Annotated in this window: 19 protein-coding genes; 10 read left to right on the forward strand and 9 right to left on the reverse strand. The window is 69.9% G+C overall.

The features are described from left to right. Nucleotides 1-2: 2 nt before the first annotated feature. Nucleotides 3-809 carry a poly-gamma-glutamate hydrolase family protein gene (locus ACZ3I4_RS06155; protein ID WP_465380774.1) on the forward strand — a complete coding sequence of 269 codons (807 nt, stop codon included), beginning with the start codon at nt 3-5 and terminating at the stop codon, nt 807-809. Nucleotides 810-1,274: 465 nt separating this feature from the next. Here ACZ3I4_RS06155 and ACZ3I4_RS06160 read toward each other — a convergent pair whose 3' ends face one another. Then, complete coding sequence (locus ACZ3I4_RS06160; RefSeq protein ID WP_465380775.1) at nt 1,275-2,180, reverse strand: carbohydrate kinase family protein; 906 nt, start codon at nt 2,178-2,180, stop codon at nt 1,275-1,277. A 275-nt stretch (nt 2,181-2,455) separates the two neighbouring features. On the opposite strand from ACZ3I4_RS06160, the gene ACZ3I4_RS06165 reads away from it, so the two are divergent. The 4 genes from ACZ3I4_RS06165 to ACZ3I4_RS06180 all read left to right on the forward strand — a co-directional run bounded on the left by ACZ3I4_RS06165 (nt 2,456) and on the right by ACZ3I4_RS06180 (nt 7,428). Beyond that, nucleotides 2,456-3,385 carry a 1-phosphofructokinase family hexose kinase gene (locus ACZ3I4_RS06165; protein WP_465380776.1) on the forward strand — a complete coding sequence of 310 codons (930 nt, stop codon included), beginning with the start codon at nt 2,456-2,458 and terminating at the stop codon, nt 3,383-3,385. Next, nucleotides 3,379-4,251, forward strand: a complete 873-nt coding sequence (locus ACZ3I4_RS06170; protein ID WP_465380777.1) for a class II fructose-bisphosphate aldolase — start codon at nt 3,379-3,381, stop codon at nt 4,249-4,251. Before ACZ3I4_RS06165 ends, ACZ3I4_RS06170 begins: the two co-directional genes overlap by 7 nt. 334 nt (nt 4,252-4,585) lie before the next feature. Next, nucleotides 4,586-6,406 (forward strand): hypothetical protein, encoded by a 1,821-nt coding sequence (locus tag ACZ3I4_RS06175; protein ID WP_465380778.1) that lies wholly within the window; start codon nt 4,586-4,588, stop codon nt 6,404-6,406. 35 nt (nt 6,407-6,441) lie between these two features. Continuing rightward, nucleotides 6,442-7,428, forward strand: coding sequence for a LacI family DNA-binding transcriptional regulator (locus ACZ3I4_RS06180; RefSeq protein WP_465380779.1), 987 nt, complete (start codon nt 6,442-6,444; stop codon nt 7,426-7,428). Nucleotides 7,429-7,600: 172 nt separating this feature from the next. On the opposite strand, the gene ACZ3I4_RS06185 is transcribed toward ACZ3I4_RS06180, so the two are convergent. From ACZ3I4_RS06185 to ACZ3I4_RS06195, 3 genes are all read right to left on the reverse strand, one after another. Further along, nucleotides 7,601-7,930, reverse strand: a complete 330-nt coding sequence (locus tag ACZ3I4_RS06185; protein WP_465380780.1) for an ArsR/SmtB family transcription factor — start codon at nt 7,928-7,930, stop codon at nt 7,601-7,603. Next, entirely contained in the window at nt 7,917-8,351 is a 435-nt protein-coding gene (locus tag ACZ3I4_RS06190; RefSeq protein WP_465380781.1) for an SRPBCC domain-containing protein, read from the reverse strand. Before ACZ3I4_RS06190 ends, ACZ3I4_RS06185 begins: the two co-directional genes overlap by 14 nt. A gap of 129 nt (nt 8,352-8,480) precedes the next feature. Next, nucleotides 8,481-9,509: a class I SAM-dependent methyltransferase gene (locus tag ACZ3I4_RS06195; protein WP_465380782.1), complete on the reverse strand. Its 1,029-nt coding sequence runs from the start codon at nt 9,507-9,509 to the stop codon at nt 8,481-8,483. A gap of 153 nt (nt 9,510-9,662) precedes the next feature. Here ACZ3I4_RS06195 and ACZ3I4_RS06200 point away from each other — a divergent pair, with 153 nt between their 5' ends. Then, nucleotides 9,663-14,030 carry an AAA family ATPase gene (locus tag ACZ3I4_RS06200; protein ID WP_465380783.1) on the forward strand — a complete coding sequence of 1,456 codons (4,368 nt, stop codon included), beginning with the start codon at nt 9,663-9,665 and terminating at the stop codon, nt 14,028-14,030. Nucleotides 14,031-14,152: 122 nt separating this feature from the next. Here the strand turns inward: ACZ3I4_RS06200 and ACZ3I4_RS06205 are convergent, their stop codons facing one another. Next, nucleotides 14,153-14,362 (reverse strand): hypothetical protein, encoded by a 210-nt coding sequence (locus tag ACZ3I4_RS06205; RefSeq protein WP_465380784.1) that lies wholly within the window; start codon nt 14,360-14,362, stop codon nt 14,153-14,155. 298 nt (nt 14,363-14,660) lie between these two features. Here ACZ3I4_RS06205 and ACZ3I4_RS06210 point away from each other — a divergent pair, with 298 nt between their 5' ends. Beyond that, nucleotides 14,661-14,954 (forward strand): hypothetical protein, encoded by a 294-nt coding sequence (locus ACZ3I4_RS06210; RefSeq protein WP_465380785.1) that lies wholly within the window; start codon nt 14,661-14,663, stop codon nt 14,952-14,954. A 79-nt stretch (nt 14,955-15,033) separates the two neighbouring features. Here the strand turns inward: ACZ3I4_RS06210 and glpK (ACZ3I4_RS06215) are convergent, their stop codons facing one another. Together glpK (ACZ3I4_RS06215) and ACZ3I4_RS06220 are read right to left on the reverse strand one after the other, a co-directional pair. Then, nucleotides 15,034-16,524, reverse strand: a complete 1,491-nt coding sequence (gene glpK / locus ACZ3I4_RS06215; protein ID WP_465380786.1) for a glycerol kinase GlpK — start codon at nt 16,522-16,524, stop codon at nt 15,034-15,036. A 20-nt stretch (nt 16,525-16,544) separates the two neighbouring features. Further along, the gene (locus tag ACZ3I4_RS06220; protein ID WP_465380787.1) at nt 16,545-17,297 is read right to left on the reverse strand and encodes an IclR family transcriptional regulator; all 753 of its coding nucleotides are present in this window, start codon (nt 17,295-17,297) and stop codon (nt 16,545-16,547) included. 142 nt (nt 17,298-17,439) lie between these two features. Between ACZ3I4_RS06220 and ACZ3I4_RS06225 the strand changes: the two genes are divergently transcribed. From ACZ3I4_RS06225 to ACZ3I4_RS06235, 3 genes are read left to right on the forward strand one after another with little or no spacing between them, the layout of a single operon-like run. Further along, on the forward strand, nt 17,440-18,282 hold the full coding sequence (locus ACZ3I4_RS06225; protein ID WP_465380788.1) for an MIP/aquaporin family protein: 843 nt from the start codon (nt 17,440-17,442) through the stop codon (nt 18,280-18,282). Beyond that, nucleotides 18,275-19,792 (forward strand): glycerol kinase GlpK, encoded by a 1,518-nt coding sequence (glpK, locus tag ACZ3I4_RS06230; protein ID WP_465380789.1) that lies wholly within the window; start codon nt 18,275-18,277, stop codon nt 19,790-19,792. Before ACZ3I4_RS06225 ends, glpK (ACZ3I4_RS06230) begins: the two co-directional genes overlap by 8 nt. 4 nt (nt 19,793-19,796) lie before the next feature. Further along, the gene (locus tag ACZ3I4_RS06235; RefSeq protein ID WP_465380790.1) at nt 19,797-21,491 is read left to right on the forward strand and encodes a glycerol-3-phosphate dehydrogenase/oxidase; all 1,695 of its coding nucleotides are present in this window, start codon (nt 19,797-19,799) and stop codon (nt 21,489-21,491) included. A gap of 87 nt (nt 21,492-21,578) precedes the next feature. Here the strand turns inward: ACZ3I4_RS06235 and ACZ3I4_RS06240 are convergent, their stop codons facing one another. Together ACZ3I4_RS06240 and ACZ3I4_RS06245 are read right to left on the reverse strand one after the other, a co-directional pair. Next, nucleotides 21,579-21,965, reverse strand: a complete 387-nt coding sequence (locus ACZ3I4_RS06240; RefSeq protein ID WP_465380791.1) for an Imm7 family immunity protein — start codon at nt 21,963-21,965, stop codon at nt 21,579-21,581. Nucleotides 21,966-21,967: 2 nt separating this feature from the next. After that, nucleotides 21,968-25,726, reverse strand: a complete 3,759-nt coding sequence (locus ACZ3I4_RS06245; RefSeq protein ID WP_465380792.1) for a restriction endonuclease fold toxin — start codon at nt 25,724-25,726, stop codon at nt 21,968-21,970. Nucleotides 25,727-25,786: the final 60 nt, after the last annotated feature.

Below are 25,786 nucleotides of genomic sequence, written 5' to 3' on the forward strand. Positions count from 1 at the left end.
CCATGGCCGCGCTCACTCGTCGTAGTGTCCTGGCCGCGCTCGGCGCGGCCGCCGTCCCGCCGATGGTTATCGCCGGTGCACGACCCGCGGCCGCGGCTGACGACCTGCCGTCGAACACGGCGCTTTACGGAGACGCGCGCTACAGCGAGGGCGTTGACTACGCCCGGCGCTTCCGGCGGCATGCCGCCCTCGACGACAGCGACGCGCCCGGCGGCTTCTTCCCCGACACGGCGATTCTCGCCCTTCATAGCGGCGGCATCGAGCCCGGCACGTCGGAGTTGTGCCTCGCCATCGCCGGCTACCACCCGGCCGGCGGCCTGGTCGGCGGCGCCACGTACGACTACTGGATGTTCGAGGGCATCAAGTCGTCCGGGAACGGGAAGCTGCACATCACCTCCACCCATTGCGACGACCCGGTCGCCCTGGCCACGGTCCGCGGAAGTCAGCGCGCGGTCTCGCTGCACGGCTGCTCTCCTGAGGAGGCCGGCTTCGAGGACGACGACGTTGCCGCCGTGCTGGTCGGCGGTCGGGACACGACCCTCAAGGCCGCAATGCTCGCCTCGCTGACCGCGGCGTTCATGGATACTCCGGTCCAAGTTGTCGATGCGAACACCGTCTCCAACCTCAGTGGCACCGAACCCGGCAACATCGTCAACAAGACCCTGCAGGACAGGGGCGTGCAGTTCGAACTGACCACGCCCTTGCGCGAGCAGATGTTCCGCACGAACACCCGTTCCGGCCGCAAGAACACCACGCTCGAGCCGTTCTGGCTCTTCGTGAACGCCACCCGCCAGGTCCTCGCCACCTGACGAGAAACCAACGCTTCTTTCATGGCCAGCCGGCCGTCAGCGACCCATCCGCGTAGCTGACGCCCAACGCCAGACGCCGCCCGTTTCGGGCCCAAACCCGCACCCGGCCACAGCGCACGACGTCCGCTCACGTCGGCGACGAATCAGCTCGGACCCCTCTTGCCGCGAAGGGCGGGGTGTCCTCGGGCATGACGATGACGGCGGTGGTGGCGGTGGGGGTGTGGTGGTGATGGTGATGGTGGTGGCGCCGAGTTCGCGGGCCGACAGGGCGACGGCCTGCGCGTGGTTGCCCGCGGTTGATGCTCAACTTCAACGCCGCCCATTTCGGGCCCAAGCCCACAACCAGCCCAGCGCGCGACGTCCGCTCACGTCGGCGACGAATCGGCTCGGTGCCCTCTTGCCGCGGTGTTGCCGGTTGGTCAGCACTTCAGCGAACGGCCGCTGCTGACCCGAGCGGATCGCGGGCTACTGAGTCAGGTCGGCCAAGGTTGCCTGCGCCGCTGTGCCGCCTGGTGCTCGGGTGCTCAAGGAGCCCGCTACCGCGGCCCAGCGGAGCGACTCGGGGACGTCGCGGCCGGAGAGCCGGGCGGCGAGGAATCCGGCGTTGAAGCTGTCGCCTGCACCGGTTGTGTCGACCACCTCGACCGCTCGGCCGGGGACTGTGCTCTCGCCGCCGGGCCACCAGGCTCGTGCGCCGCGGGCTCCGTCCTTCATGACGACCGTCGTGCCCGCTGGGATCAGCTTCGCGGCGGCTTCCTCGGGAGTGGCGGCGCCGGTCACGGCCAACAGTTCGGCGGCGTTGGGCAGGAAAACATCAGTGCGTTGAAGGATGTCGCTCAATGAGGCCCACGTGCCGGCCGGGTCCCAGTTCGTGTCGAGCGACGTGCTCAAGCCGGCGTTTCGTGCGCGTTCGAACACTCCAGCCAGGCCCGCTGCCAATCCGGGCTGCAGGTAGAGCGCGGCGACGTGCACGTGGCGAGCCCGCACCAGCAACGCGTCGGTCACGTCGTCCGGTCGGAGAGCGGCGATCGTTCCGGGCAAAGTGAGCATCGCGCGGTCGTCCGGTTCGGACAACACCACGGTCAGACCCGTCGGCACGCCGTCGCGCCGCACGGGCAGCACCTCGACTCCGGCCGCCGACAACCACTCGCGCACGATCGCGCCGAACGCGTCCTCAGCGACCGCCGTCAGGAACCCGACGCGCAGGCCCAGCTTGGCGCACCCGACCGCTGTGATCGCGGCCGAGCCACCCAACACCAGCTCCGCGCTGGTTAGCAGCTGCTCCTCCTGGCCGAACCGCGGGCGCACGTCGCCCCGCAGAAGCAGGTCAGGGTTGGCTTCGCCCACCACCAGAACGTCGAAATCGGCCATGCGAGCACTCCCGGATGTCCATATGAACATTTCAGAGGCACCATACGCGCATGATCGATGGTTGACACATGCGCGTTCGATCAGTTGAATCGAGTCATCGATCGACGCCCAGCCGGTAGCCAGTCCGGCAGTCAGGTCGCCAGGGCTGATCTCTGAGCCTGCGTCCGCCCGACGCTGTCGGCGCGTCCGGACACCGTCCGGCGGCGTCGCCGTCGACACCGGAAGCGCAGCTCGGCCGGCTCGAGGCGGGGCAGATCCGGCCCGGAAGCCTGCCCATGATCGTTACCGTCACGCTCAATCCGGCGCTCGACCTCACGTACGGGATCGACGCTCTTGTCCCCCACGGCACCCATCGTGTGTCGACGGTTGCCGAACGCGCGGGCGGCAAAGGCCTCAACGTCGCACGAGTGCTGAATGCGCTCGGCGAAACCGTGCTCGCGACCGGCCTGCTCGGCGGCCCGACCGGCATGCGCGTGACCGAGCTGCTGGCCGTCGAAGGCGTGGCGTCGTCGTTCGTCCCGGTCACCGGCGAGACTCGACGCACGGTTGCCGTGGTCGACGCCAACGACGCGACCGGCTTCTGGGAGCCGGGACCGGTCGTCCCGACGGCCGAGTGGCGCCGCTTCGTCGGCCACTTCCAGGATCTGATGCGCGAAGCGTCAGTGGTGGCCCTGTGCGGTTCGCTTCCGCCCGGCCTCCCGCTTGACGCGTACGCCACTCTGGTGCGCATCGCGGCCGCGGCCCATGTCCCGTCCGTTCTGGACACCAGCGGGGAAGCCCTCAGGCTCGGACTGCAAGCGCGACCCACCCTCGCCAAGCCGAACATGCATGAGTTGGCGGAGCTCCTCCCGACGGTGTCGCCCTCAACCATTCGCTCGCTTTCGAGCGGCGCCGTCGTCGTCTCCCGCGGGCCGGATGGACTGCTTGCGGTCACTCCCGACGGCGTACACGAAAGCGCTCCTCAAGAGGCGTTGACCGGGAACCCGACCGGTGCCGGCGACGGGTGCGTGGCGGCCCTTGCGCGTGGGTTGCGTGACCGCACGGAGTGGCCGGCACTGCTCGCCGACGCCGTCGCGCTGTCCGCCGCCGCGGTCAGTGCCCCAGTCGCCGGTGCTTTCGACCCCGACGTCTATCACCGCCTGCTTGCCGCCGGACCCGCTGTCAACCGAACACCGTTGCAACCGCGAAGGAGCCCGCTGTGCTGACCCCTACCGGCGACCTGGTCGATTCTGCGCGTTCGCGCGCGACCGCCATCGGCGCGTTCAACGTCATCACGGTCGAGCACGCCGAGGCCATCGTCACCGGCGCCGAGCAGGCCGGTCTGCCGGTCATTCTGCAGATCAGCGAGAACGCGGTCCGCTTCCATCACGGCCGTCTCGCGCCGATCGCCGCCGCAGCACGCGCGGTCGCGGCGTCGGCCTCCGTCCCGGTGGCACTGCACCTCGACCATGTCGAGTCCGAGGAACTCCTCGGCGCGGCCGCGACGCACGGTTTCGGGTCGGTCATGTATGACGCCTCGCGCATGTCGTACGAGCGAAACGTCGCCGCGACGGCGGCCGCTGTCACCCTGTGCCGTCGCGCCGGTTTGTGGGTCGAAAGCGAGCTGGGCGAGGTGGGCGGCAAGGACGGCGCCCACGCGCCGGGCGCGCGAACCGATCCGCAAGAGGCGGCCGCATATGTGGATGCAACCGGTGTAGACGCGCTTGCGGTGGCTGTTGGTTCGTCGCACGCGATGCACACTCGCACAGCACGGCTGGACCACAACTTGATTGCCCGCCTGCGCGAATCGGTGCGAGTCCCGCTCGTCCTGCACGGTTCCTCGGGTGTCCCCGACCATGAACTGTCCTCAGCCGTACGAGCGGGAATGGCTAAAATCAACATCGGCACCGCCCTCAACCTCGCCTTTACCGGCTCGGTCCGCGCCGCGCTGGGCAACAGCCCCGACCTGGTCGATCCCCGCCGCTATCTGGCCCCCGCCCGCGACGCGATGGCCGCGACCGTCGCCGACACCTTGCGCCTGCTGGCTCGCCCCGAGCCCGTGAGCACACCGGCCGACATCGCGACCGGATAACGCCTGGGCGGGGCCGGCGCTGGATGAGGTCAGCCGAGCCGGTTGAGGCCTACCTGGGCTGGGCTGATGAGGCACGAGCAGGATGACCGTGGCCAGGCGACAGGCTGACGACGCGACAACCTCGCCCTCGACCAGCCGGTCGGCCTGATGCTGATCGTGGTCCTGCACTTCGCCCACGGCGTCGAAAGATGCATGGTCCTGCGCCCGGCGACACCGCTGAGGAACGGTCATCGTCCGCGTCCGATCGTGAGCGAACGCGCTCGTATGGCTGAAGCGGTGAACCCGTACGTGCCGGAAGTTGAGTCCGGCGCCGAAATGCCCCATCCTTGCGCGCATGCCAAATGCCCCTTTTGTCCAGGACGAGCGTCATCGCGTAAGCGCGAAGGCCGAACGGGCCTGCGATCTTCGACAAAAGCGTCGGCAGAAGCTACGCCGGGGCCGCCTGGCCGGTATCAGCGGGTTGGGGCTTGTCGTTCTGGGCCTCGCCGTTCCTGCGCAAGCCGCGCCCACTCCCAATGTTGACTCTGGGTACGGGATCAACGGCGTCACCACTATTTCCGGCAAGCCGACTGACACGACGGTCGACGGCTCGGGCCGGGCCCGCCTGCTGACCACTGATGCTCAGGGTGTCGCGCGGCTGACCACGCTGACCCCGAGCGGCGCGAAAGAGCGCGAAGTCGTCGTCCCGTTCGCAGGGCTGCTGGCCACCGGCGCGGACGGCTCAACCGCGATCGTGGCCACCGGCCGACCGGGCATCCGGGTGCATCGAGTCGGCGGCGCGACATCCACTGCGCTCACGAACCGGACGATCGAACTTGTCCAAGCGGTCACCATCCGCCAGAACGGCTCGCTGATCGTCCACGGCGTCGACCAAGGCACGACGCCGGCGACACACCTGCTCGCGGCCATCAAGGCAGACGGCTCACTCGACACCACCTGGGCCACCGACGGTGTGCTCGAAACGAGCGATGAGATCCGCACGATTGCGGCAGCCGGCAATCAACTGCTGACCGCGACGAACACGTCCGTTGTTCGCTACACGGCCGGCGGCCGACCCGAACTGGCCATGTACAGACTGCCCGCCGGTTTTGTCCCCGAGGCGATGAGCGCCACGTTCATCACCGGTCGCTCAGCCGACCGGATGGCCCTGTTCAAGATCCTTTCCACCGGCGCGCCCGACACCTCGTTCGGCACCGGCGGCCTGGCCGTCGGGGCCACCCACGACTGCGCGCCCACCGCTCGCCGCGCGTTCACTACGAGCACGGGCGCCACGGCGATCGGCCACAACGCCGACTGCGGAGCCAGTCGCGTCTACGTCCAGCGCTTCACCCCGAACGGCAAAGATGCGGGCGAGCTGGTCGTGGATCAGGTGGGCACCCAGCAAGCCCGCGGCCACAGCGGCGGCGGGCTGCAGGCCGACGGCCGGACGATCGTCTCGTTCGAGTCGGCCGGCAGCACGACCAGCGTCGTCCGCCTGCTTCCGACCACCGTCGTTCAGGCGTACGTCCCGGTGACCCCGGCCCGCCTGCTGAGGCCCACTCAGCTGGGACCGAACAAGGAGGTCGACGTCACCGTCCGAGGGACGAACGTTTCGGCAGTGGCGATCGATGTCGCGGTGGCCCGCGGACGCGCACCGGGCGGCATCCTCGCCTACCCGAAGGGCACCGAACCACCGGCCGTCGCGACCAACCTGCACAATGCCGGGCAGTCCGTGACCCAACGCGTCGTTGTTCCTTTGAACAAGAGCGGCCAGATCACCCTGCGCAACGCGTCGAGCGGTTCTGCGCACTTGGCTGCGGACTTGGTCGGCTGGTATCGCACGAACGCGTACGTTCCGGTCACTCCTGTGCGCGTACTGAACGCTCGGGGTCTGAAAGCGCGCGCGGCGATCACTTTCGCCGTAGCGGGGCGCGCGGGAGTGCCATCGGCGGCCAAGACGGTGCTCGTCAACCTGTCGGTCAACGGTGTGACCAGCGCGGGAAGCCTCAAGCTGGACTCGGCGAGCACTTCGGTTCTCGCCACTCATGGTGCCAACCAGCCCGGCAATGCGACGGCCCGGGTGACGCTTGGCACAGGCGGGCGCATGACAGTCGTCAACAACGCTCCGGCTTCGGCAAATGTCACCGTGGACGTCGTCGGCTACCTGAAATATTGATCCCGCCGGACGCGAGCCCTCCCTACACTTGCCGGATGGCGCAGAGGAGACCGACGCTGGCCGACGTCGCCGCGGAAGCAGGCGTGTCGAAGGCGGCCGTCTCCCGGGTGATCAACGACGCGCCCGGAGTGGCGGCCAAGACCCGTGAGCACGTACGCCAAGTGATCACGCACCTGGGCTATCGGCCCGATCCGGTGGCTCGCGCGCTCGCGTCCGGTCATGGCGAAGTGGTCGAGCTCGTGATCGTCGACGACACGTCGGTGTTCGGCACGAGCCCGTACTACGGCCGCGTCACCGCGGGCATCCTGCAGGAGCTGGCGGGCAGCAACGCGCAACTTCGGGTGCACGTTATTGACGAATCGAACACGGCTGCGCTGCTCAACCGCATCGCCACGTCGGTCAGTCTCGGCGTTCTGCTCATCAACGTGCCGCCCGTGCTGGCCGCGGACTTCTACCGGCGGTGCGAACGAGTGGTCACGATGGGCCCGACGGTTCCCGGGCTCCCGTTTGTCGGGGTCGAGAACCCCGAGGGTGCGTACGCGGCCGTGCGGCATCTGCATGAGACCGGGCGCCGGCGGATCGCCGCCCTGCACGGCCAGGAGGGCAATTCGTGCGCGGACGGCCGCCGCGAAGGTTACCGGCGAGCGGTCAAGGACTTCGATCTGCCGGAAATCTCGGCGATGGGGAAGTTCCGGCGCGAGGCCGGCTATGAACTCACCCAGCGGCTGCTCGCCGAGCATCCCGACCTCGACGCCATCTTCGCCGGTTGCGACCTGATGGCCACCGGCGCGATGCAGGCACTGAGCGACGCCGGCCGCCGCATCCCGCAGGACGTCGCGGTCGTCGGCTTCGACGACAGCGTGATCGCCGCGTGTGCGAACCCGCCGATGTCCTCGGTACACCAGCCGGTCGAACAGATGGCCGCCGCCGCGACACGCGCCCTGGTCAACCGGCAGATCGCTCGACACTGGCGCTGCGTCTTCCCGGCCGAGCTGCAGGTCCGCCAGAGCACCGCCTCCTGACGGGATCCGCAGGCTCGGCCCGCATCGGGCACGCGCCGACGACGACGGCCGAGCGCCCCGGCCACGTTCAGATGGAGTTTCGCCACGCGGGACACGACGTCGGGCCACGTGCTGACCACTGGGCCATCGTGCTGACCAGCCGGTCCGTGCTGACCGTGGGGATGAGCATGGATTACCGCAAACCGTCCCGAAGGGCGGCCAAGGGGCCGTCCCAGTCGCGAGCCAATGCGGCCAGGAACTGCTGGGCCACCTTCATGGGGGCGGAGTCCAGGCGGTAGCGGACCCGGCGGCGCTCCCCGGGCTCGGCCACCACCAGGCCGGCCTCGGCCAGCAGTGTCAGATGCTTGGCGATGCCCTGCCGGGTGATCGGCAGCTTGGCCGCCAGGTCGGTGGCGGTTGCCGGGCCCCCGGCCGCCAGCGCGGCGAGGATGTCGCGCCGGCTCGGGTCGGCCAGGGCCGCGAAGACCTCCTGCGCCACGGACTCCAGGTCAGAGTTTTCCATCGAGATACGCGACCAGCTCACCCAGTTCGTTCGTCCAGCCCTCGGTGTTGCCCGAGAACGCGGTCTTGTGCTCGGCCTCGGGCATCTGCGCGAAGCCGGTTTCGACCATGGTCAGCGTAGTGCCGCTCGCCGACGACGCCAGCGTGAACTCGACGTAGGTGCGCCGCGGGTCGCTGTCGGGCAGACCGTAAATGGGCCAGGTGTACGCGAATACTGTCGTCGGCTCTACTCGCTCGATCGTGAGTGTCGCGGTGTCGCCGCTGCTCCAGGTCAGCTTGGCCTGCCCGCCGACCCGCAGGTCGACTTCGGCCTTGTTGCCGAACCATGTCCCCAGCCCTTCGGCCGTGGTCAGCGCCGCCCACACCTTGTCCACCGGATGCGCGATCTCGAGCGTTCGCTCAATGCGATCGGGGAAGGCCATGTCGATCTCCTAAATAGCAACTGGTTGGTTGCCATTAACGTATGGCAACCAACCAGTTGCGTCAAGCCCCCGGAGCCGAGAAGCGGGGGCCGGTTGAAACGAGACAGCAGGGTGCAGAGGTAGACGCGCTTACGGACGCACGTGGAAGACCAGGTTGAACGGTGTCTCGGCGATCCGCGTCAAAGACCCGAAACCGGCCTCGGTGGCGACCGCGCGCAACCGGGACTCCCCCGCCTGGGCACCCAGCGCCGCCCCGACCTCCTGAGACAGCGAGTTGGGGGTACACAGGAACGTGGAAGCGCCGTAGTACACGGCGCCCACCGGGTTCAGGTTGGCCGAGACGTCGTCGCCGGCGAAGGGTTCGACCAACAGGATGCCGCCGCCCGGAGCCAACTGGTCGCGCAAATGACGGAGGGCGCCGACCGGGTCGCCCATGTCGTGCAGGCAGTCGAACAAGCAGATCAGGTCGTACGTGCCGGACAACTCCGCCGCCCGGCCGGTCTCGAACCGCGTCCGGTTGCCGACGCCGGCCTCGGCCGCGCGTTCGCGCGCGGAAGCGATCGAACCCGCGTGATAGTCGATGCCCACGAACGTCGACTCCGGGTACGCCTTGGCCATCAGGACCGTCGACGCCCCCAGCCCACATCCGACGTCGGCCACCCGGGCGCCCGCGCGCAGCTTTTCCGCGAAGCCCGGCATCGCTGGAATCCACGACTCCACGAGGTACGCGTGGTAGCCGGGCCGGAAGAACCGCTCGCATCCCTCGAACAGGTCTTGGTGATGCTCGTGCCAGCCCACACCCTCGCCCGTACGGAACGCCTCGACCAAGCGGTCCGTCGACCGCACCGCCGCCAGCATCAGCTCGAACCCGCCGATCACACAGGCGGGGCTGCTCTCGTCGGTGAGGGCAATTGCTTGCTCGGCCGGGAGGGAGAACAAACCGTCACCCTCGTACGCGACATAACCGCTCGCGGCTTGCGCAGACAGCCATTCCCGTACGTATCGTTCGGCCGTTCCCGTACGGGCGGCGAGCTCACCCGCGCTCATCGGGCCCGCCCCCGCCATTGCTCGATACAGTCCGAGCTTGTCCCCGACGACCGCGAGCGCCCCGTTGAGCTGCGCGCCGAAGTCGCCGACTGCCTTGAACACAAACTCCATGAGCCGCTGCTCGTTCACCGTTGTCGTAGCCGTCATGACTTCTTGCCCCCCAGATGAAAAACGAACTTCGAAGGGCAAGTTAGTGAGGACGATTTCCGCCGGCTGTCCGTTTCCTGTCCGCACCGGAGCCGTTTGCGGTGGAGAATGGCGCGCATGCCCGCCGACCTGCGGATCCATCTGCTGGGCGGCTTCCGAGCGGAAGTCGCCGGCCGTACGGTCGCGGACACCGAATGGCGGCGCAGCGGCGCCACGGCTCTGGTCAAGGTCCTCGCCCTGCACGGGCAGCGCATGCACCGAGACCAGGCGGTCGACCTGCTGTGGCCCGAAGCGGACACGACGCTCGGCTCCAGCCGGCTGAACAAGGCACTGCATTTTGCGCGCCGAGTGCTCGGCAATGAGCGTTTGCTCCTGCGCGACGACATGCTCGGCCTCGCACCGGCCGGCCTGTGGGTCGATGTGGACGCATTCGAGCAGGCGGCGAGCAATGGCGACACCGCCCGGGCCCTCGAGCTCTACACGGGTGATCTGCTACCCGAGAACAGGTTCGAGGCGTGGGCCGAGTCCCGCCGCACGCGCCTGCGCGAAATCGCCGTGCCGTTACTGATCGAACGCGGCCACCGGGCCGACCTCGAGCGCGTGATCGAGCTCGATCCGCTCCGCGAGGAGGCGTACGCGGGCCTGATCCGTCTCGAGGCCGCGCAAGGTCACCGGCATCTGGCCGTGCGCTGGTACAACCGTCTCGCCGAGACGCTGCGCACCGAGCTGGACGTCGCCCCGCACGAAGACGTGCAACGACTACGCGCAAGCCTGAACGCGCAGCCCACTGAAGGGAACGCCCCCAATCAGGGCACGATCCCGAGCGCTTTGCCCGCCGCACATGCCGGTCCCCTCCAGCGCACGGAGCCGACCCGACCGCCCCGACAGCACAGCCACGCCCAGGGCACCGGCCCGGTCGTGCAGCCCGCCGAACATCACCCTGTTCACCAGCGCACGAACTTGACCTCGCCGCTCACCGAACAATCCCAGTCCGACCAGCGAGCGGACCAGGCCACGCCGCGGGCCGAACATCCCCGGGCCGACCGACGCGCGAACCTTGTCGCCCCGCCCGCCCAACAGCACAGGCCCAGCCAACGCGCGGACCAAAGTGCACCGCCTGCCGAACAACACACGCCCGGGCAACGCGCGAACCCGAGCGCGCCACCTGCTGAACAACACACGCCCGGCCCAAGCACAAACCCGAGCGCGCCGCCCGCTGAACAACACACGCCCGGCCCAAGCACAAACCCGAGCGCACCGCCCGCTGAACAACACACGCCTGGGCAACGCACAAACCCGAGCGCGCCGCCCGCTGAACAACACACGCCCGGGCAACGCGCGAACCCGAGCGCGCCACCTGCTGAACAACGCATGACCGGGCAACGTGCGGACTTGAGCTCACCGCTCATCGAACGGGGTCTGATCGAGCAACGCGCGAGCGCGACCGAACGAACGGCCGACCGCCGTCCGGGCGATGAGGACGCACGCCTTGCGACGGTGGTTGGTGGCGGCCGCGTGCTTGAGGAGCGGAAGCTTGTCACGGTTCTCGATGTGGACCTTCGCGGCGTGCGTGCGGAAGCTGCCGGCGCCGATCCGGAGCAGGCGCGTCGTGAGGTCGCGGAGTGGACTGCCCTGCTCACTGAGATCGTGACCCGCTGGGGCGGGGCGGCTCAGCCGCTGGTCGGCGGTGGGGTGATCGGGCTGTTCGGATATCCGATCGCGCGGGAGGACCATGCGGCTCGTGCGCTGTGGGCCGGGCACGAGATTCTCGCCCGGTTCCCTGTGCCGATTCGCGTGGGCGCCGACACCGGGGAGATCATCGCTCCCAGCGGGGGCGAGGAAGCGCCTCACGGGGTCAAAAGTCTGGTTCTGCCGGATCATCTTCTTTCCCAGGTCGGCGGCACGGTTCTCGACACGGCCGCTCGGCTGCGGGCGTCCGCTGAACCGGGGAGTCTTCGGGCCGCCAACCGCACCGGCCAGGCCGCCGGCCGCCACGGCACATTTCGGTTCAGTGATGTGCACGAATCTGGCGGGCGGCTTGTTGCTGCTTCGCGGGTGGCTGCGGAGCTTGAGGCAGAGCCGCCCATGGTGGGGCGAAGTGCTGAGCTGCGGGCGGTGCTCAGCCTCATCGACGAGGCCGCGGCCAGCAAGGACCCGCGGCTGATCACCGTGGTCGGGCCGGCGGGGATGGGCAAGACACGGCTTGTTCAGGAAGTGATCGCTCAGCGGCGGAACATGCGCGTTTTGAAGGGTCGGTGCCTGGCGGCGGGCGATGGCATCACCTACTGGGCGCTGGGAGAGATTTTGCGCGAAGCGTGCGGTATTTCGCTCGGTGACTCGGGGGAACAGGCGGGGCAGAAGCTCACCGAAAGGCTCGCGGTTCTTCTGCCGGAGCGGACGATCTTTGCCCTTGCGACCACCGCGGGGATTCGTCTGCCGGGCAATCCGCTCGACGACGCCGACCCGCGCGATGTGGACGGCGAGCTTGGCCGGGCCTGGCCTCGGTTGGCGACTGCTTTGGCCGTACGGGAACCGCTCTTGCTCGTTGTCGAAGATCTGCACTGGGCCGGCGCTCCGCTGATCGCCATGCTGAACCGCCTGGTGACGCGGGCCGAGGGAGCGGTGATCTTGTTGTCCACAGCGCGGCCGGAGTATGAGCGTCCGCAGCCGGCCGATGTGGTGTCGCTTCGTGCGCTGCCCGAAGCCGATGGTCGAGCGCTGCTGGAGGGCCTGCCGCATCCGACGTCGCCGGAGAACCGGACGCGCATCCTCGCCCGCGCCGACGGGAACCCTTACTTTCTTGGCCAGCTCGCCGCTCATGTCGCCGAGGGCGGCCACGGAACGCTGCCGGACACCTTGCACGCGCTGCTGGCGGCGCGGGTCGACGCGCTGCCCGCCGCCGAGAAACAGATCCTGCAGCGTGCGGCCGTGATCGGGCGGACATTCTGGGCCACTCCCCTGCATGCCGAACCGGGGCATCTCGAGGCGCTCGAGAACCGGGGGCTGATTCGTGCGCGTCAAGCGTCCACCGTCAGCGGCCAGGACGAATACGCGTTTCAGCACGCTTTGCTGCGCGATGTCGCCTACGCCGGTCTGCCCCGGGCCGAGCGCGCGACCGGGCACGCCGAGGCCGCCGCCTGGCTCGAGGAGGTGTCCCGGGAACGCGTTGGCGAAGTCATCGAGCTCATCGCCGTGCATTACGCGGCGGCCGCGGACGGGCCCCGGGCCGATGACTGGATTCGCGGCAAGGCATTTCGCTCACTTATCGCCGCCGGAGTGAGCGCACGTCGTCGTTTTGCCGTGCGGCGCGCACTCGACCTGCATCGGAAGGCTTCACCGTACGCGGCCAACCGCGCGGAACAGGCCGAGGCGATCGAGGCGATGGGCGACGACCACGAGACCGCGTACGCGGGCGACGAGGCGATCGCCGCCTGGCGTGAGGCGATCACCGCGCTGCCCAAGGATGACCGCCGTGCGCGTTTGTGTCTGAAGACCGCGCAAATGGTGGTCGCTCGCTGGGGCGGGTTCCGGACGCCGGCCGATCCGGCCCTGGGTGACCGGGTGGTCGACGAGGGCCTGGCCGCGGTGACCGATCCGACCACCAAGGCGCAACTTCTCGCATTGCGCGCCATGTGCGGTGGGCGATGGGCGTGGACCGGTCAACCCGACCCGATTCCGGTCGCGAGTCGCCGCCGGGCCGCCAACGAATCGCGTGCGCTCGCCGACCGGGTCGGGGCCGCCCCGCTGCGCGCGCTGGCCCTGGTCGGCGTCGCGGCCGTCCACTTCATGGAGGAACGCTACGAGGACGCGGTCGACGCCGTGCTCCAAGAGGTCGCGCTGGTCGAGCAGGAGGGCCGCGACCGGGACCGCGCGCTCGGCCACACCATCGCCTCCCTGGTCATCGGGGGTGTTCGGGGCGACTACGAGCGGGCGCTGTGGCATGCCCGGCGCTCGTACGAGTGGGCCCGGACGCTCTCCCCGCACGATCGCCTGCACGGTACTGCCGCCGTGCTGATCTGTTTGGAACAGCTTGGCCGCCACGACGGGGTCGACTCCTGTCTCGAGGAGCACCTGAGCCTGCGGAAAGGCCCGGTGGCCGAGATGGCTTGCCCGTATATCCGTAGCGGTCCGCTGGTCGGCGCGCTCTCGCTGGCCCGTCGCGGCGAACACGAACGCGCAAGAAAAGTGTCCGCGACCGTCGCGGTCGACCTCGACCATCCCGGCAACGCCGAGGTGCTGCGCGCCCGGCTCGCGCTGGAGTTCGGCGATGTCGCGACCGCGCGCTCGCTGGCTGAGCGGCTGATGAGCATGAACCGGCGCCCGGGCCCCGAGGAGATCCCGCACGAGGCGCTAGTGATGCTGCAGACCCTGGAGGCGGCCGGCGACCGTGACGCGCTGAAGGCCTTTCTCCCGCGGGCCCGCGCGGCCGCGAAGTACCTGGCGATCCTTACACCGGCTTGCGACCACGCGGAGAGCCTCGGATAACGCGCACGCCTGACGCGACAACCTACCGATGGCCGCAGGGACTCCCGGTGGCGCCTACGACCCGGTGGCGCCTACGACCCGGTGGCGCCTACGACCCGGTGGCGCCTACGAGAGCGCGACGCTCAAGACTCGCCGCGGGCACTTCTTCGCGACGCGATGAAGACGGCCCAGGCGGCCACGCCCAGGGCCGGACCCAGCGCGACACCGAGACCGACGTTGTCAAAAAGGACGCCGATGAGGAGGCCGGCGGCGGCGCCGAATGCGACCCAGACCCCGAGATTTCCCCACATTCCGGGGCCTGCGGCGCCCGGGGGCGTGTCGTTGCTCGTCATCGCATCTCTCCCAGGGACCCGGGCGGAAAGGCTGACAGTCCGGCGGCTCCCGCGACGGATGCGCGACCACCTTCTTCCACAAGCTATCACCGGACATCAAAGGCCATCCTCGTCGAGGAGTCGGGTGGTGCCTGAACTCGGTTCTGCTGTCACGCCGGCCTCGCCCTGCCGCACAGTTCGGGCCTGTGGAAGGCAACGTCAACCGGATCAAGATGCTGGAGAGGCAGATGTACGGTCGAGCCGGCTTCGGCCTGCTCCGAACACGAGTGTTGTTGGCACCTTGAAGTGGAGAACGCGGATGGCCATCGGCAGCGCGCAACGGCGTGAGGAACGCAGGCAGCGCATCGAAACGACATTTCCCAGCAGCCATGTCGAGGCCGCGCTTGACCTGCTGCATCTCACGGATATGGCCTGGCACGACTGCTACGGCCCCGAAGATCTCGCACTGCCCGACCAGGTCCTGGAAGACGTCCTGCTGCTGGCTGACGGCGATTTGGCAGCACTCGTCAGCATCGCTCGCCAAGCCGTCATCGATTTCAGGGACGTCCGGTGGCCAGCTGACGATCGTCGCAGCCAGGCTGGAAATACCTGACGGGGTCGAGCCACTGGGCGATCGATGTCGGGCTGGTTGACGGTTACCGGGTCGGGATCGTCGGTTCGAACGGGGGCGGTCAGGTCTGGATCCAGTCGAAGGTGCGTGAGACTGCTCGCTGCCAATTGCCGTATTCCGACTCTCGTTTGGTTGCCTCCATTGTCGGCTGCCACTGTGCGGCTCGGTGCCAATTGCGGCGCAGGCCCTCCAGGTCCGGCCAGTATCCGACGGCCAAGCCTGCGCCGTAGGCGGCGCCCAAGGAGACTGTCTCGCTGGCCAGGGGACGCACCACGGGCACGTCGAGGACGTCGGCGATGAACTGCATGAGCAGGTTGTCGGCGGTCATTCCGCCGTCTACGCGCAACGTCTTGAGCGCAAGACCGGAGTCGGCGTTCATTGCGTCGACCACTTCGCGCGTTTGCCAGGCGCTTGCCTCGAGCACTGCGCGCGCCAAGTGACCTTTGGTGATGTATGAGGTCAGGCCGACGATCACGCCGCGGGCCTCGCTGCGCCAATACGGGGCGTACAGGCCGGAGAAAGCAGGCACGATGTAGCACCCGCCGTTGTCGGTCACTGTGCGGGCCAGGGTCTCGATCTCGGGTGCGCTGGCGATCAGTTCGAGCTGGTCGCGGAACCACTGCACCAGCGAGCCGGTGATCGCGATCGAGCCTTCGAGGGCGTACGCGGCCGGCTCGCCCTTGATCTGATAGGCGACGGTGCTGAGCAGGCCGTGGGTCGAGCGCACCAGTTCGGCGCCGGTGTTGAGCAGCAGGAAGCTTCCGGTCCCGTACGTGCATTTGGCCTCGCCGGGGGCGAAACAGGTCTGCCCGAACAGGGCCGCTTGCTGGTCGCCGAGGGCCGCGCCGATGCGCACGCCGGGGAAGGCCGCGGTGGCCGTGCCGAACACGCCGATCGACGGGCGGACCTCGGGAAGCATCGCGCGTGGGATGCCGAAGAACTCGAGCGACTCGGACGACCAGTCGAGGGTGTGGATGTCGAGCAGAAGTGTGCGGCTGGCGTTCGTTACGTCGGTGACGTGCAGTCCGCCGGTCAGGTTCCAGATCAGCCAGGTTTCCATCGTGCCGAACAGGACCTCGCCGCGTTCTGCGCGTTCGCGCAATCCGGGATGGTGGTCGAGCATCCATCGGATGCGCGGGCCCGAGAAGTAGGTGGCCAGGGGCAGAGCGGACCGGTGCCGTACGCCCTCGGCCCCGGGAGCGTCGTCCAGGTGGCCGACCATCGTGTCCGTCCGCGTGTCCTGCCAGACGACGGCGTGCCCGACCGGGTTGCCGGTGATCCGGTCCCAGAGCACGGTGGTCTCCCGCTGGTTGGCGATGCCGACCGCGGCCACCTGGTCGATCGTGGCCCCGGCCCGCCGCAGCGCCTCGGGCCCGAGCCGTTCCACGTTGCGCCAGATCTCGGCCGCGTCGTGCTCGACCCATCCCGGTTTGGGGTAGTACTGCTTGTGTTCCTGCTGGGCGAGGGAGACGAGCTGGCCGCGCCGGTCGAAAACGATGCACCGCGTCGAGGTGGTGCCTTGGTCGATGGCGACGACATATCGCTCGGTCATGGTGTTCCCCCAAGGATCGTCTAGCGTCGGGCGGCTCCGAGGTCGCGGGACACCGCCCGGGCGGCGTCGCGCACGTTGGCCACCAGGTGGGGCCTCGGGCGGTATCGGTTGTCGCAGAGACGTTCGACGTGGCCGGAGATGCCGATGGCGCCGACCACCAGGCCTCCGTACGCCCGGATCGGCGCGGCCACGGAGGCCTCGCCGGGGGTGTGTTCCTCGATGTCGGCGCTCCAGCCGGCCTCCCGCACCGTGCGCAGCGCCGCGGCCAGTTCCCGGTGGCTGACCAGCGTGCGGCTGGTGAACCGGTCGAGCCGCGCGGGCGGCGTGGCCCCGTACGCGAGAAGCGACTTGCCGAGTGCGGTCGCGTGCATCGGCAGCAGACTGCCGACGTCGAGTGTCTGAAATGTGTCGTCGGGCCGGAAGACGTGGTGGACGACGAGCACCTGTCCCTCCAGGACGGTGCCGATGCGGACGGCCTCGCCGCTGCGCGCGGCGAGCGGGTCGGCCCAGTTGATCGAGCGGGAGCGCAGCTCGTTGACGTCCAGGTAGCCGGTGCCGAGGCGCAGCATGGCCGCGCCCAGCTGGTAGTGGCCGGACGCCCTGTCCTGTTCGACGAAGCCGACCTTGCGCAGGGTCTGCAGGATGCCGTGCACGGTGCCTTTGGCCAGGTCGAGCGAGCGGGAGATCTCGGCCAGCGACAGCCGCCCGGCGCCTCCCGCGAGCAGCCGCAGAACAGCTGCCGCGCGCTCGATGGACTGCACTGTTCCCGGCACGTGACGACCATATGACGATCAGTAGCCCCACTCCGAGACCAGCGTTCGACATTGTCGAATGGCGTTCATTGTTAGTGCCGGTGTGGCTACCTAGCGTCCACCGCAGGCGTCAACGAGGAGGCAACAGAGCGGGAGGGCGCAGATGGCAGCACGACTCAAAGTTCCTGGACTGGTGGCCGAACTGGCCGCCGAATTCGCCGGGACGATGATCCTCATTCTGTTCGGTGTCGGCGTGGTGGCCCAGGTGGCCGGCGCGGGCATCGGAGATCACGACAGCATCGCCTGGGCGTGGGGCCTGGGAGTGGTGCTCGGTGTGTACGTCGCCGGGCGCATCAGCGGGGCGCACCTGAATCCCGCGGTCACCATCGCGCTCGCGGTCTTCAAGGGCTTCTCGTGGCGCAAGGTGCTTCCGTACAGCATCGCGCAGTTTCTTGGGGCTTTCGTGGCGGCGCTGCTGGTGCGGTGGAACTACACCGAGGTGCTGCACGCGGCCGACCCGGGCCTGACCATCAAGACGCAGGGCGTCTTCTCGACCCTGCCCGGCAACGGGAGCCTGCCGGTCGGCGAGTGGGGGGCGTTCCGCGACCAGATCATCGGCACCGCGATCCTGTTGTTCCTGATCCTGGCGGTGACCGACGCGCTGGGCACTCCCCCGCAGGCCAACATGGCGCCGTTCATCGTCGGCCTGATCGTGGTCGCGATCGGCATGGCCTGGGGCACCAACGCCGGCTATGCGATCAACCCGGCCCGCGACTTCGGCCCGCGACTCGCCAGCTTCTTCACCGGCTACGGCGGGGCATTCCGGGATCAGACGGGGTATCTCTATTTCTGGATACCGATCGTGGCGCCCATCATCGGCGGTGTGATCGGCGCCGGCCTGTACCAAGGGCTGGTGGGCCGGTTCCTGCCCCAGTTCGGCGACTCCGAACCGGGACGGCTGCCCGAGCAGGACACCCGAGAGAGTGTGGAGGCACGTAATGGCTGACTTCGTCGGCGCCGTCGACCAGGGCACGACCAGTACCCGTTTCATGATCTTCGATCACGGCGGCAACGAGGTGGCCCGCCACCAGCTCGAGCACGAACAGATCCTGCCCCAGGCGGGCTGGGTCGAGCACAACCCGGCCGAGATCTGGGAGCGTACGGTCACGGTCATCCGGTCGGCGATGCAGAAGGCCAACCTGGGCGCGAGCGACCTGGCCGCGCTGGGTGTGACCAACCAGCGGGAGACCGCGGTGGTGTGGGACCGCAAGAGCGGGCGGCCCTACTACAACGCCATCGTCTGGCAGGACACGCGGACCGACCGGATCGCCTCGGCGCTCGACCGGGACGGCCGCGGCGACGTGATCCGGCGCAAGGCCGGACTGCCGCCGGCCACCTACTTCAGCGGCGGCAAGATCCAGTGGATTCTGGAGAACGTCGACGGTGTCCGGGAGGCGGCCGAACGCGGCGACGCGATCTTCGGCAACACCGACAGCTGGGTGCTGTGGAACATGACCGGCGGGGTCGACGGGGGCAAGCACCTCACCGACGTGACCAACGCCAGCCGCACGATGCTCATGAACCTGGAAACGCTCGACTGGGACGACGAACTGCTGGGCTTCTTCAACATCCCGCGCTCGATGCTGCCCGAGATCCGGCCGTCGTCCGACCCGAACACGTACGGGGTGGCGCGGTGGCCGGGCACGCTCGGCGGCGAGGTGCCGCTCACCGGTGACCTCGGCGACCAGCAGGCGGCCACGGTCGGGCAGGTCTGCTTCGCGCCCGGCGAGGCCAAGAACACGTACGGCACCGGGAACTTCATGCTGCTCAACACCGGCAACGAGCTCGTGCGGTCGGAGAACGGCCTGCTCACGACGGTCTGCTACAAGTTCGGCGACGCCGCCCCGGTCTACGCGCTGGAGGGGTCGATCGCGGTGACCGGCTCGGCCGTGCAGTGGCTGCGCGACCAGCTGCACATCATCAACGACGCCGCCGAGAGCGAGCGGCTGGCGTCCCAGGTGGAGGACAACGGCGGCGTCTACTTCGTGCCCGCGTTCTCCGGGCTGTTCGCTCCCTACTGGCGGTCCGACGCCCGCGGGGCGATCGTCGGGCTGTCCCGTTTCAACACCAGCGCGCACATCGCGCGGGCCACGCTCGAGTCGATCTGCTATCAGAGCCGCGACGTCGTCGACGCCATGGCTCAGGACTCCGGGGTGACGCTGGACGTGCTCAAGGTGGACGGCGGGATCACGGCCAACAACCTGGCCATGCAGATCCAGGCCGACGTGCTCGGCGTGCCGGTCAGCCGGCCCGTCGTGGCCGAGACGACCGCGCTCGGCGCCGCCTACGCGGCCGGTCTGGCCGTCGGGTTCTGGAAGAACACCGATGAGCTGCGGGAGAACTGGAACGAGTCGCAGCGCTGGCAGCCCACGTGGTCCGAGGAGCAGCGGTCCGAGGGCTACGGCAAATGGAAGAAAGCCGTCGAACGCACTCTGAACTGGGTGGACGTGGACTGAGCTCATGACAGCCCTATCTCCGCAGTATCGAGCCTCGGCGCTGGCCGCGCTGGCCGGCGCCGAGCTCGACGTCCTGGTGGTGGGCGGTGGAGTGGTCGGCTCCGGGGCGGCGCTGGACGCCGTCACCCGGGGCCTGTCCACCGGCCTGGTCGAGGCGCGTGACCTCGCGTCCGGCACGTCCAGCCGTTCCAGCAAACTGCTGCACGGCGGTCTGCGCTATCTCGAGATGCTCGACTTCGGCCTGGTCCGGGAGGCGCTGCACGAGCGCGACCTGAGCCTGTCGCGCCTGGCCCCGCATCTCGCGCGGCCCGTCCGGTTCCTCTATCCGCTCAAACACCGCGCATGGGAACGCGCGTACACCGGCGCCGGCATCACGCTCTACGACACGCTCGCGCTGGGCGGTGGCATGCCGCGGCATCGGCACCTGACCCGGTCCGGCGCCCTGCGGGTCTGCCCGGCGCTGCGCAAGGATGCCCTGGTCGGCGCGCTTCAGTACTACGACGCCCAGGTCGACGACGCGCGGCACACCATGTTCCTGGCCCGCACGGCCGCCGCGTACGGGGCGCACGTCGCCTCGCGCACCGAAGTTGTCGGTTTCCTGCGCGAAGGTGAGCGAGTCACCGGCGTACGGGTGAAGGACCTTGAAGTTGATCATACGTTCGAGGTGCGCGCCCAGCAGGTGATCAATGCGACCGGCGTGTGGACGGATGACACCCAGGCGCTCGTCGGTGAGCGCGGCCAGTTCCATGTCCGCGCGTCCAAGGGCATCCACCTGGTCGTTCCGCGCGACCGCATCCAGTCGTCAACCGGGCTCATCCTGCGCACCGAGAAAAGCGTGCTGTTCGTGATCCCGTGGGGCCGCCACTGGATCGTGGGCACGACCGACACCGACTGGTCGCTGGACAAGGCGCATCCGGCCGCGTCGAGCACGGACATCGACTATCTGCTCGAGAACGTCAACACCGTGCTGTCGACGCCACTTACGCGCACAGACGTGCAAGGTGTGTACGCGGGTTTGCGTCCGTTGCTGTCCGGTGAGTCGGAGGCGACGTCGCAACTGTCGCGCGAGCACATGGTCGGCAGTCCCGTGCCCGGGCTGGTCGTGGTGGCCGGCGGCAAGTACACGACGTACCGGGTGATGGCCAAGGACGCGGTGGACGCCTGCGTGCACGGTCTGGGCCGGTCGGTGCCGCCGTCGTGCACCGACCGGGTGCCGCTGCTCGGCGCCGAGGGCTATCCGGCCCTGTGGAATCAGCGGCGGGTGCTCGCCGCCCGCTCGGGTCTGCACGTGGCCCGCGTCGAGCACTTGCTCGGCCGGTTCGGTTCGCTCGTGCACGAAGTGCTCGCTTTGATCGAGGAGGACAAGTCACTCGCGCAACCGCTGGGCGGCGCCGACGACTACCTGCGGGCCGAGATCGTCTATGCGGCCGGTCATGAGGGCGCGCGGCATCTCGAGGACGTCCTGACCCGCCGTACGCGCATCTCGATCGAAACGTTCGACCGGGGCACCGTCTGCGCGCAGGAGGCGGCCGAGCTGATGGCCGGCGTGCTCAGCTGGACACCGGAGCAGACCGCCCGCGAGGTGGAGAACTACCGCGTACGGGTGGAGGCCGAACGCAGATCGCAGGAGCAGCCCGACGACGAGACCGCCGATGCCACCCGGCTCGGCGCTCCCGAAGTCGTGCCCGTCTCCGACTGATCCCGGTCCGGGACCGGGCCCAGCCCCGGATTGAGACCGGTCCCGGACTGAGACCGGCCGGGACTGAGGCCGGTTCGGAAACGGGCCTCAGTCCTCGATGGTGGGCTGGATGGGCGAGAGGAACGGGTCTTCTCGCTCCGCCAGCTCGCCCCGGGCCAGCACCCGCACCCGGAACGCTCCCGGGTCGGGCAGGTCGTCGGCCCGCTCATAGAGCAGGCCGTACGACCCGGGCAGGTGCTCGGCCACGTACCCGAAGATCCGCTCGACGTCCGCGGCCTCGTCACGCCTGCGGTTGACGAGGCCGTCCAGGTTGAGGAACGGCTGCCCGTTCAGCATCGACAGGCGCACCGTCGCGGTGCTCCAGTCGATGCCGGCGAGCAGGTCCCGCAGGCCGTCCAGCAGCGGATCCAGGTGACCGGCGTCCGCCTCTTCGGTGGACTCGGCCAGACCGATCCACCCGTGAAACTCGTACATGGTTAACCCAACGGACTGATGTCGATGACCGGTTCCACGCCGTAGCGCTGTGCGTACTCGTTGATCTTATTGATGACCGCCTGCTCGGGCGGGCCCTCGAAGTGGAAGTACGGCTTGCGGCCGGTCTGCTTGGCGTATTCGAAGGTGGCCTTGGCCTGGTTACGGAACTGGCTTCCCATCTTGAACCCGGCCGGCTTGGACTGCGCCACGTACTGGTCGCTGATCGCGTCGAACTCGCGGCCCTTGGGGTCGTTGGCGAACTTGACCCGCGACTCGCCGCCCAGCTTCTCGGCCAGCTTGTCGGCCGCCGGGTCGGGCTTGTTGACCTTCTGGAGGTCACCGAGGCCGAAGTTGCAGACCTCCGGCACTTCGGGGTCGGTGGCCGCGGCCGCGCGCAGGCCCATCACAGCCTTCGGTTTGCCCTTGCACCCCTTGCGGCTGCGCGCGATCTCGCGCAGTTCTTCCAGCTTCTTCTTGGCGCTCCGCACCTTGTCGAGGAACTTCTCGGCCTTGGGGATCAGCCGGATCAGATCCTCGATGAGCTTGGCTCCGCCCGAGAGCATCTTGCCGACCGGCAGGATGTTGACCAGCGTCCACAGGCACGCGCTGACGTTGCCGTCGACGAAACAGGCCTTGAGGTCGTCCAGGCCGAGCAGGCTGAGGATGAGGTCGCCCGCGTTGGCCTTGATGAAGTCGAGGATGCCCTGGTCACCCTCGGCCTTGTACTGCTCGTAGAGGGCCCGGTCCTCCGGGCTCATCTCGTCGAGCAGCTCCTTCTCCTGCTCCGGCGTGATCGGGTCACCGTTCAGGCTCTGCTGCAGAGCGTCCTGCGCCCTCTTGCGGTCAGCCGCCTCGGCCCGCTCGTACGCCTGCTGGGCCTCGACGGCGTGCGAGAGCGCCGTCTCGGCGGCCAGTCCGGCGTCGTCGGCCCAGCGCTGCGCGGCGTCGGCACTCACCCGGGCCGCCGCCGCGTCGCTCTCGGCGCTGTCCGCCGACGACCGCGCCGCCGCCGCGTCAGCCTCGGCCGCGCTCGCGGCCCGGTTGGCCGCGTCGGCGTCCCGCTGCGCGTCGGCGGCGTTGCGGCCGGCAATCGCGGCGTCGTTGGCCGCCTGGTTGGCCGCCTGCCGGGCCGCGGCCGCGTCGGCCCGGGCCCGCGCGTCGGCCTTGGCGGCGTTCTCCGCCGCCGTCCGGGCCGCCTTTCCGTCCACCGCGGCCTGAGCGGCGGCGGCCTTGGCCTCGGCCGCCGACTGCGCGGCCTCGGCGGCCGACTTGGCCGCTTCGGCGGCCGCCGCGAAGGCCGGCTTGACCTGTTCGTTGGCCTGTTCGGCAGCGGCCTGCGCCCGCTGGGCGGCAGTGAGCGCCTCGGCGGCCCGCCGCGCGGCCGCGGCGGCCTGCTCGGCGCCGATGGTGCGGGCCTGCTCGGCCACCAGGGTCACGAAGTCGGCGTCGATGTCGTCGCCGGTGAACGGGCTGACCAGCCCGATCGCGGCGTCGGCGGGGGCGGCGATGCCGGCCGCGGACTGACGGGCCGCGGCCGCGGCCGTCACCGCCATCTCGGCCTGGGCCGCGGCCGCCACGGCCTCGGTCGTCGCGGCCTGCGCCTCGTCCCTGGTGCGGTTGGCCGACCACAGTGCCTGCACCGCCTCGTCGGCGGCGGCCTCGGCCAGCCGGACCGCCGACCGGGCGGCGTCGGCCGCCTTGAGCTCCTGCCGGGTCGCCTCGGCGGCGAAGGCTTCCGCGCGCATCCGCTCGGCGTGGGCGACCCGGGATTCGGCCTCGGCCGCATCGGCCGCGGCATCGGCTCGCGCCGCGGCGGCCTGAGCGGCGTCGGCGGCCGCCCCGGCGCGGGCGGCGGCCTGCTCGGCCTGTCCGGCCGCGGCGCGGGCGTTGGCGGCCGCGCCGGTCGCGGTGTTGGCCGAGGACCGGGCCGAACGGGCCGCGGTGCCGGCCACGCCGGCCTGCCGGTCGGCCTCGTCGGCCTGTCGCTGCGCCTCGTCGCGCTCGGCGCCGCTGGCGGTCGCGGCCGCCTTCGAACGCAGGGCCGCGGCCTTGGCCGTGGCGGTCTGGGCGGCCCGCTCGGCGGCCAGGGCGTCGTCGCGGGCCCGTCCGGCGTCGGCCTCGCGGTCCCAGGCGCGGGTGTCGGCGGCCCGGGCCGACTGCTCGGCCGAGTCGGCGCGGGTCCGGGCGTCGCGGGCGATGGACGCCTGGGCGTCGGCGTTGCCGCGGGCCGAACGGGCGATCGCGGCCTGATCCTCGGCGCGGGCCCGGGCGGCGGCGGCCTTGGCGCGCTCCCGCTCGGCGATGACACGCTGCTGGCGGGCCGTCTCGGCCTCGGCCTCGGCGGTCAGCCGGTGCTCGTGCGCGCGGTCGGCGGCCGCTTCGGCCTTGGCCTCGGCCTGCTCCGCCTTGACCCGGGCGGCCTTGGTGCGGGCGGCCGCGGTCTTGGCCGCCGCCGCCTGCTTGGCTGCCGCGGCGGCGAGCTTCTTGGCCGCGGCGGCGTGGTCCTCGGCCAGCTTGCGCCACTTCTCGGCCTGCTTGGCGTGTGCCTCGGTCTTGGCCTGTGCGTCCTGCGCGTTGTTGGTCGCGATGGTGGCGTCGATGGCGTTGAGCGCGGTGGTGGTCGCGCCAACCGCGGCCGTGGAGGCCTCGGACATGCCGCTGACGATCAACGACCATTCGGCCCCGTACGTCAGTCCGGTGTCGACCAGGTCGTCGGCCGCGGAGGTGGCGATCCGGGCGGCCGTGGCGGCTTCTTCCGCGGCCTGCTCGGCGGCCCGCAACTGGTTCGTCGTCTGCGTCTTGTCGGCGTTCAGCTCGACGGCCTTGGCGGCCGGGGTGCCGGTGCCGGCGGTCAGCACCCGCTCGGCGTGCCGGGCCGCATTGGCCGCGCCGCCCATCGCGTTGGCCGCGCGCTGCAGTGCCCGGACCGCGTCGCCGTGCGCGCGCAGCAGCCGGGTCCGGGCCTCGGACGCCCGCTGAGCCTGCTGGGCGAGCTCGGACAGGTTCTCGGCGGCCTTGTTGCGCTCCTCGAGGTCGCGCAGGTACTGCTCGCGGGCCTCGGCGTCGGCGCGCGCCGCAGCCAGGTAGCCGGTCGCCCAGAACGCCGCCACCGCGGCGTCGTCGCCGGCCAGCGCCTGCTGCGCGGCCGCCTTGACCTGCGACTCGGCGGGGGCCGCGGCGGCGAACACGCTCAGCCGCTCGCGCAGCTGCGCCGCCCGCTCCTGCGCGTTCGCGGCGACCTTCTGGTCGCGGGCCCGGGCCACGTCGGCGCCGTAAGCGAGGAAGGCCGCCCGGTCGCTGTCGGTGCCCTTGAGCACCCGGTCGACCTCGGCGTTGAAGTTCGGCCCGCCGGTGCCGGCCATGGCCCGGATCCGAGCCAGGTTGTCGGCCGCCTCCTGCTTCTTGCGGGCGGCGACCTGCTTCTCCAGCGCGGGCTTGTCGACCAGCGCGAACTTCTGGACCGTGGCCGGGTCGCCGGTGGCCAGCGCGGCCAGCGCGGCCTCGCGGACCTGCTGCTCCTCGTGGAACGTGGCGACGTCGGCGACCGCCTTGCGCCAGCGTTCGGCCGTCGCGTCCAAGCCGGTCGTGCCGTCCCACGTGCCGGTCTGCAACGGCGGAACCGGAAGCGGATCGGTCTCGGCCCGCAGCACGACCGTCCGGCCCGCGGCCGGCGCGGCAGTCGCCGCCGGCGCGTGGAGCAAGGAGCCGAACAGGGCAGCAGCCAGCGACGCCGTGACCAGCACGGCTCGACGCGTTCTCATTATTCAATTCCCCCGTGACGAACAGCGTGACGCCGTCACCTGAGGCTGGTCCATCGATCG

This window comes from Actinoplanes sp. NPDC021490, assembly GCF_055562135.1.

Bases quoted from the DNA above. Each gene is read 5' to 3' on its own strand.
- ACZ3I4_RS06155 (WP_465380774.1), top strand. From the start codon at position 3: ATGGCCGCGCTCACTCGTCGTAGTGTCCTGGCCGCGCTCGGCGCGGCC.
- ACZ3I4_RS06160 (WP_465380775.1), bottom strand. From the start codon at position 2,180: ATGGCCGATTTCGACGTTCTGGTGGTGGGCGAAGCCAACCCTGACCTG.
- ACZ3I4_RS06165 (WP_465380776.1), top strand. From the start codon at position 2,456: ATGATCGTTACCGTCACGCTCAATCCGGCGCTCGACCTCACGTACGGG.
- ACZ3I4_RS06175 (WP_465380778.1), top strand. From the start codon at position 4,586: ATGCCAAATGCCCCTTTTGTCCAGGACGAGCGTCATCGCGTAAGCGCG.
- ACZ3I4_RS06180 (WP_465380779.1), top strand. From the start codon at position 6,442: ATGGCGCAGAGGAGACCGACGCTGGCCGACGTCGCCGCGGAAGCAGGC.
- ACZ3I4_RS06185 (WP_465380780.1), bottom strand. From the start codon at position 7,930: ATGGAAAACTCTGACCTGGAGTCCGTGGCGCAGGAGGTCTTCGCGGCC.
- ACZ3I4_RS06190 (WP_465380781.1), bottom strand. From the start codon at position 8,351: ATGGCCTTCCCCGATCGCATTGAGCGAACGCTCGAGATCGCGCATCCG.
- ACZ3I4_RS06195 (WP_465380782.1), bottom strand. From the start codon at position 9,509: ATGGAGTTTGTGTTCAAGGCAGTCGGCGACTTCGGCGCGCAGCTCAAC.
- ACZ3I4_RS06200 (WP_465380783.1), top strand. From the start codon at position 9,663: ATGCCCGCCGACCTGCGGATCCATCTGCTGGGCGGCTTCCGAGCGGAA.
- ACZ3I4_RS06205 (WP_465380784.1), bottom strand. From the start codon at position 14,362: ATGACGAGCAACGACACGCCCCCGGGCGCCGCAGGCCCCGGAATGTGG.
- ACZ3I4_RS06210 (WP_465380785.1), top strand. From the start codon at position 14,661: ATGGCCATCGGCAGCGCGCAACGGCGTGAGGAACGCAGGCAGCGCATC.
- glpK (WP_465380786.1), bottom strand. From the start codon at position 16,524: ATGACCGAGCGATATGTCGTCGCCATCGACCAAGGCACCACCTCGACG.
- ACZ3I4_RS06225 (WP_465380788.1), top strand. From the start codon at position 17,440: ATGGCAGCACGACTCAAAGTTCCTGGACTGGTGGCCGAACTGGCCGCC.
- glpK (WP_465380789.1), top strand. From the start codon at position 18,275: ATGGCTGACTTCGTCGGCGCCGTCGACCAGGGCACGACCAGTACCCGT.
- ACZ3I4_RS06235 (WP_465380790.1), top strand. From the start codon at position 19,797: ATGACAGCCCTATCTCCGCAGTATCGAGCCTCGGCGCTGGCCGCGCTG.
- ACZ3I4_RS06240 (WP_465380791.1), bottom strand. From the start codon at position 21,965: ATGTACGAGTTTCACGGGTGGATCGGTCTGGCCGAGTCCACCGAAGAG.
- ACZ3I4_RS06245 (WP_465380792.1), bottom strand. From the start codon at position 25,726: ATGAGAACGCGTCGAGCCGTGCTGGTCACGGCGTCGCTGGCTGCTGCC.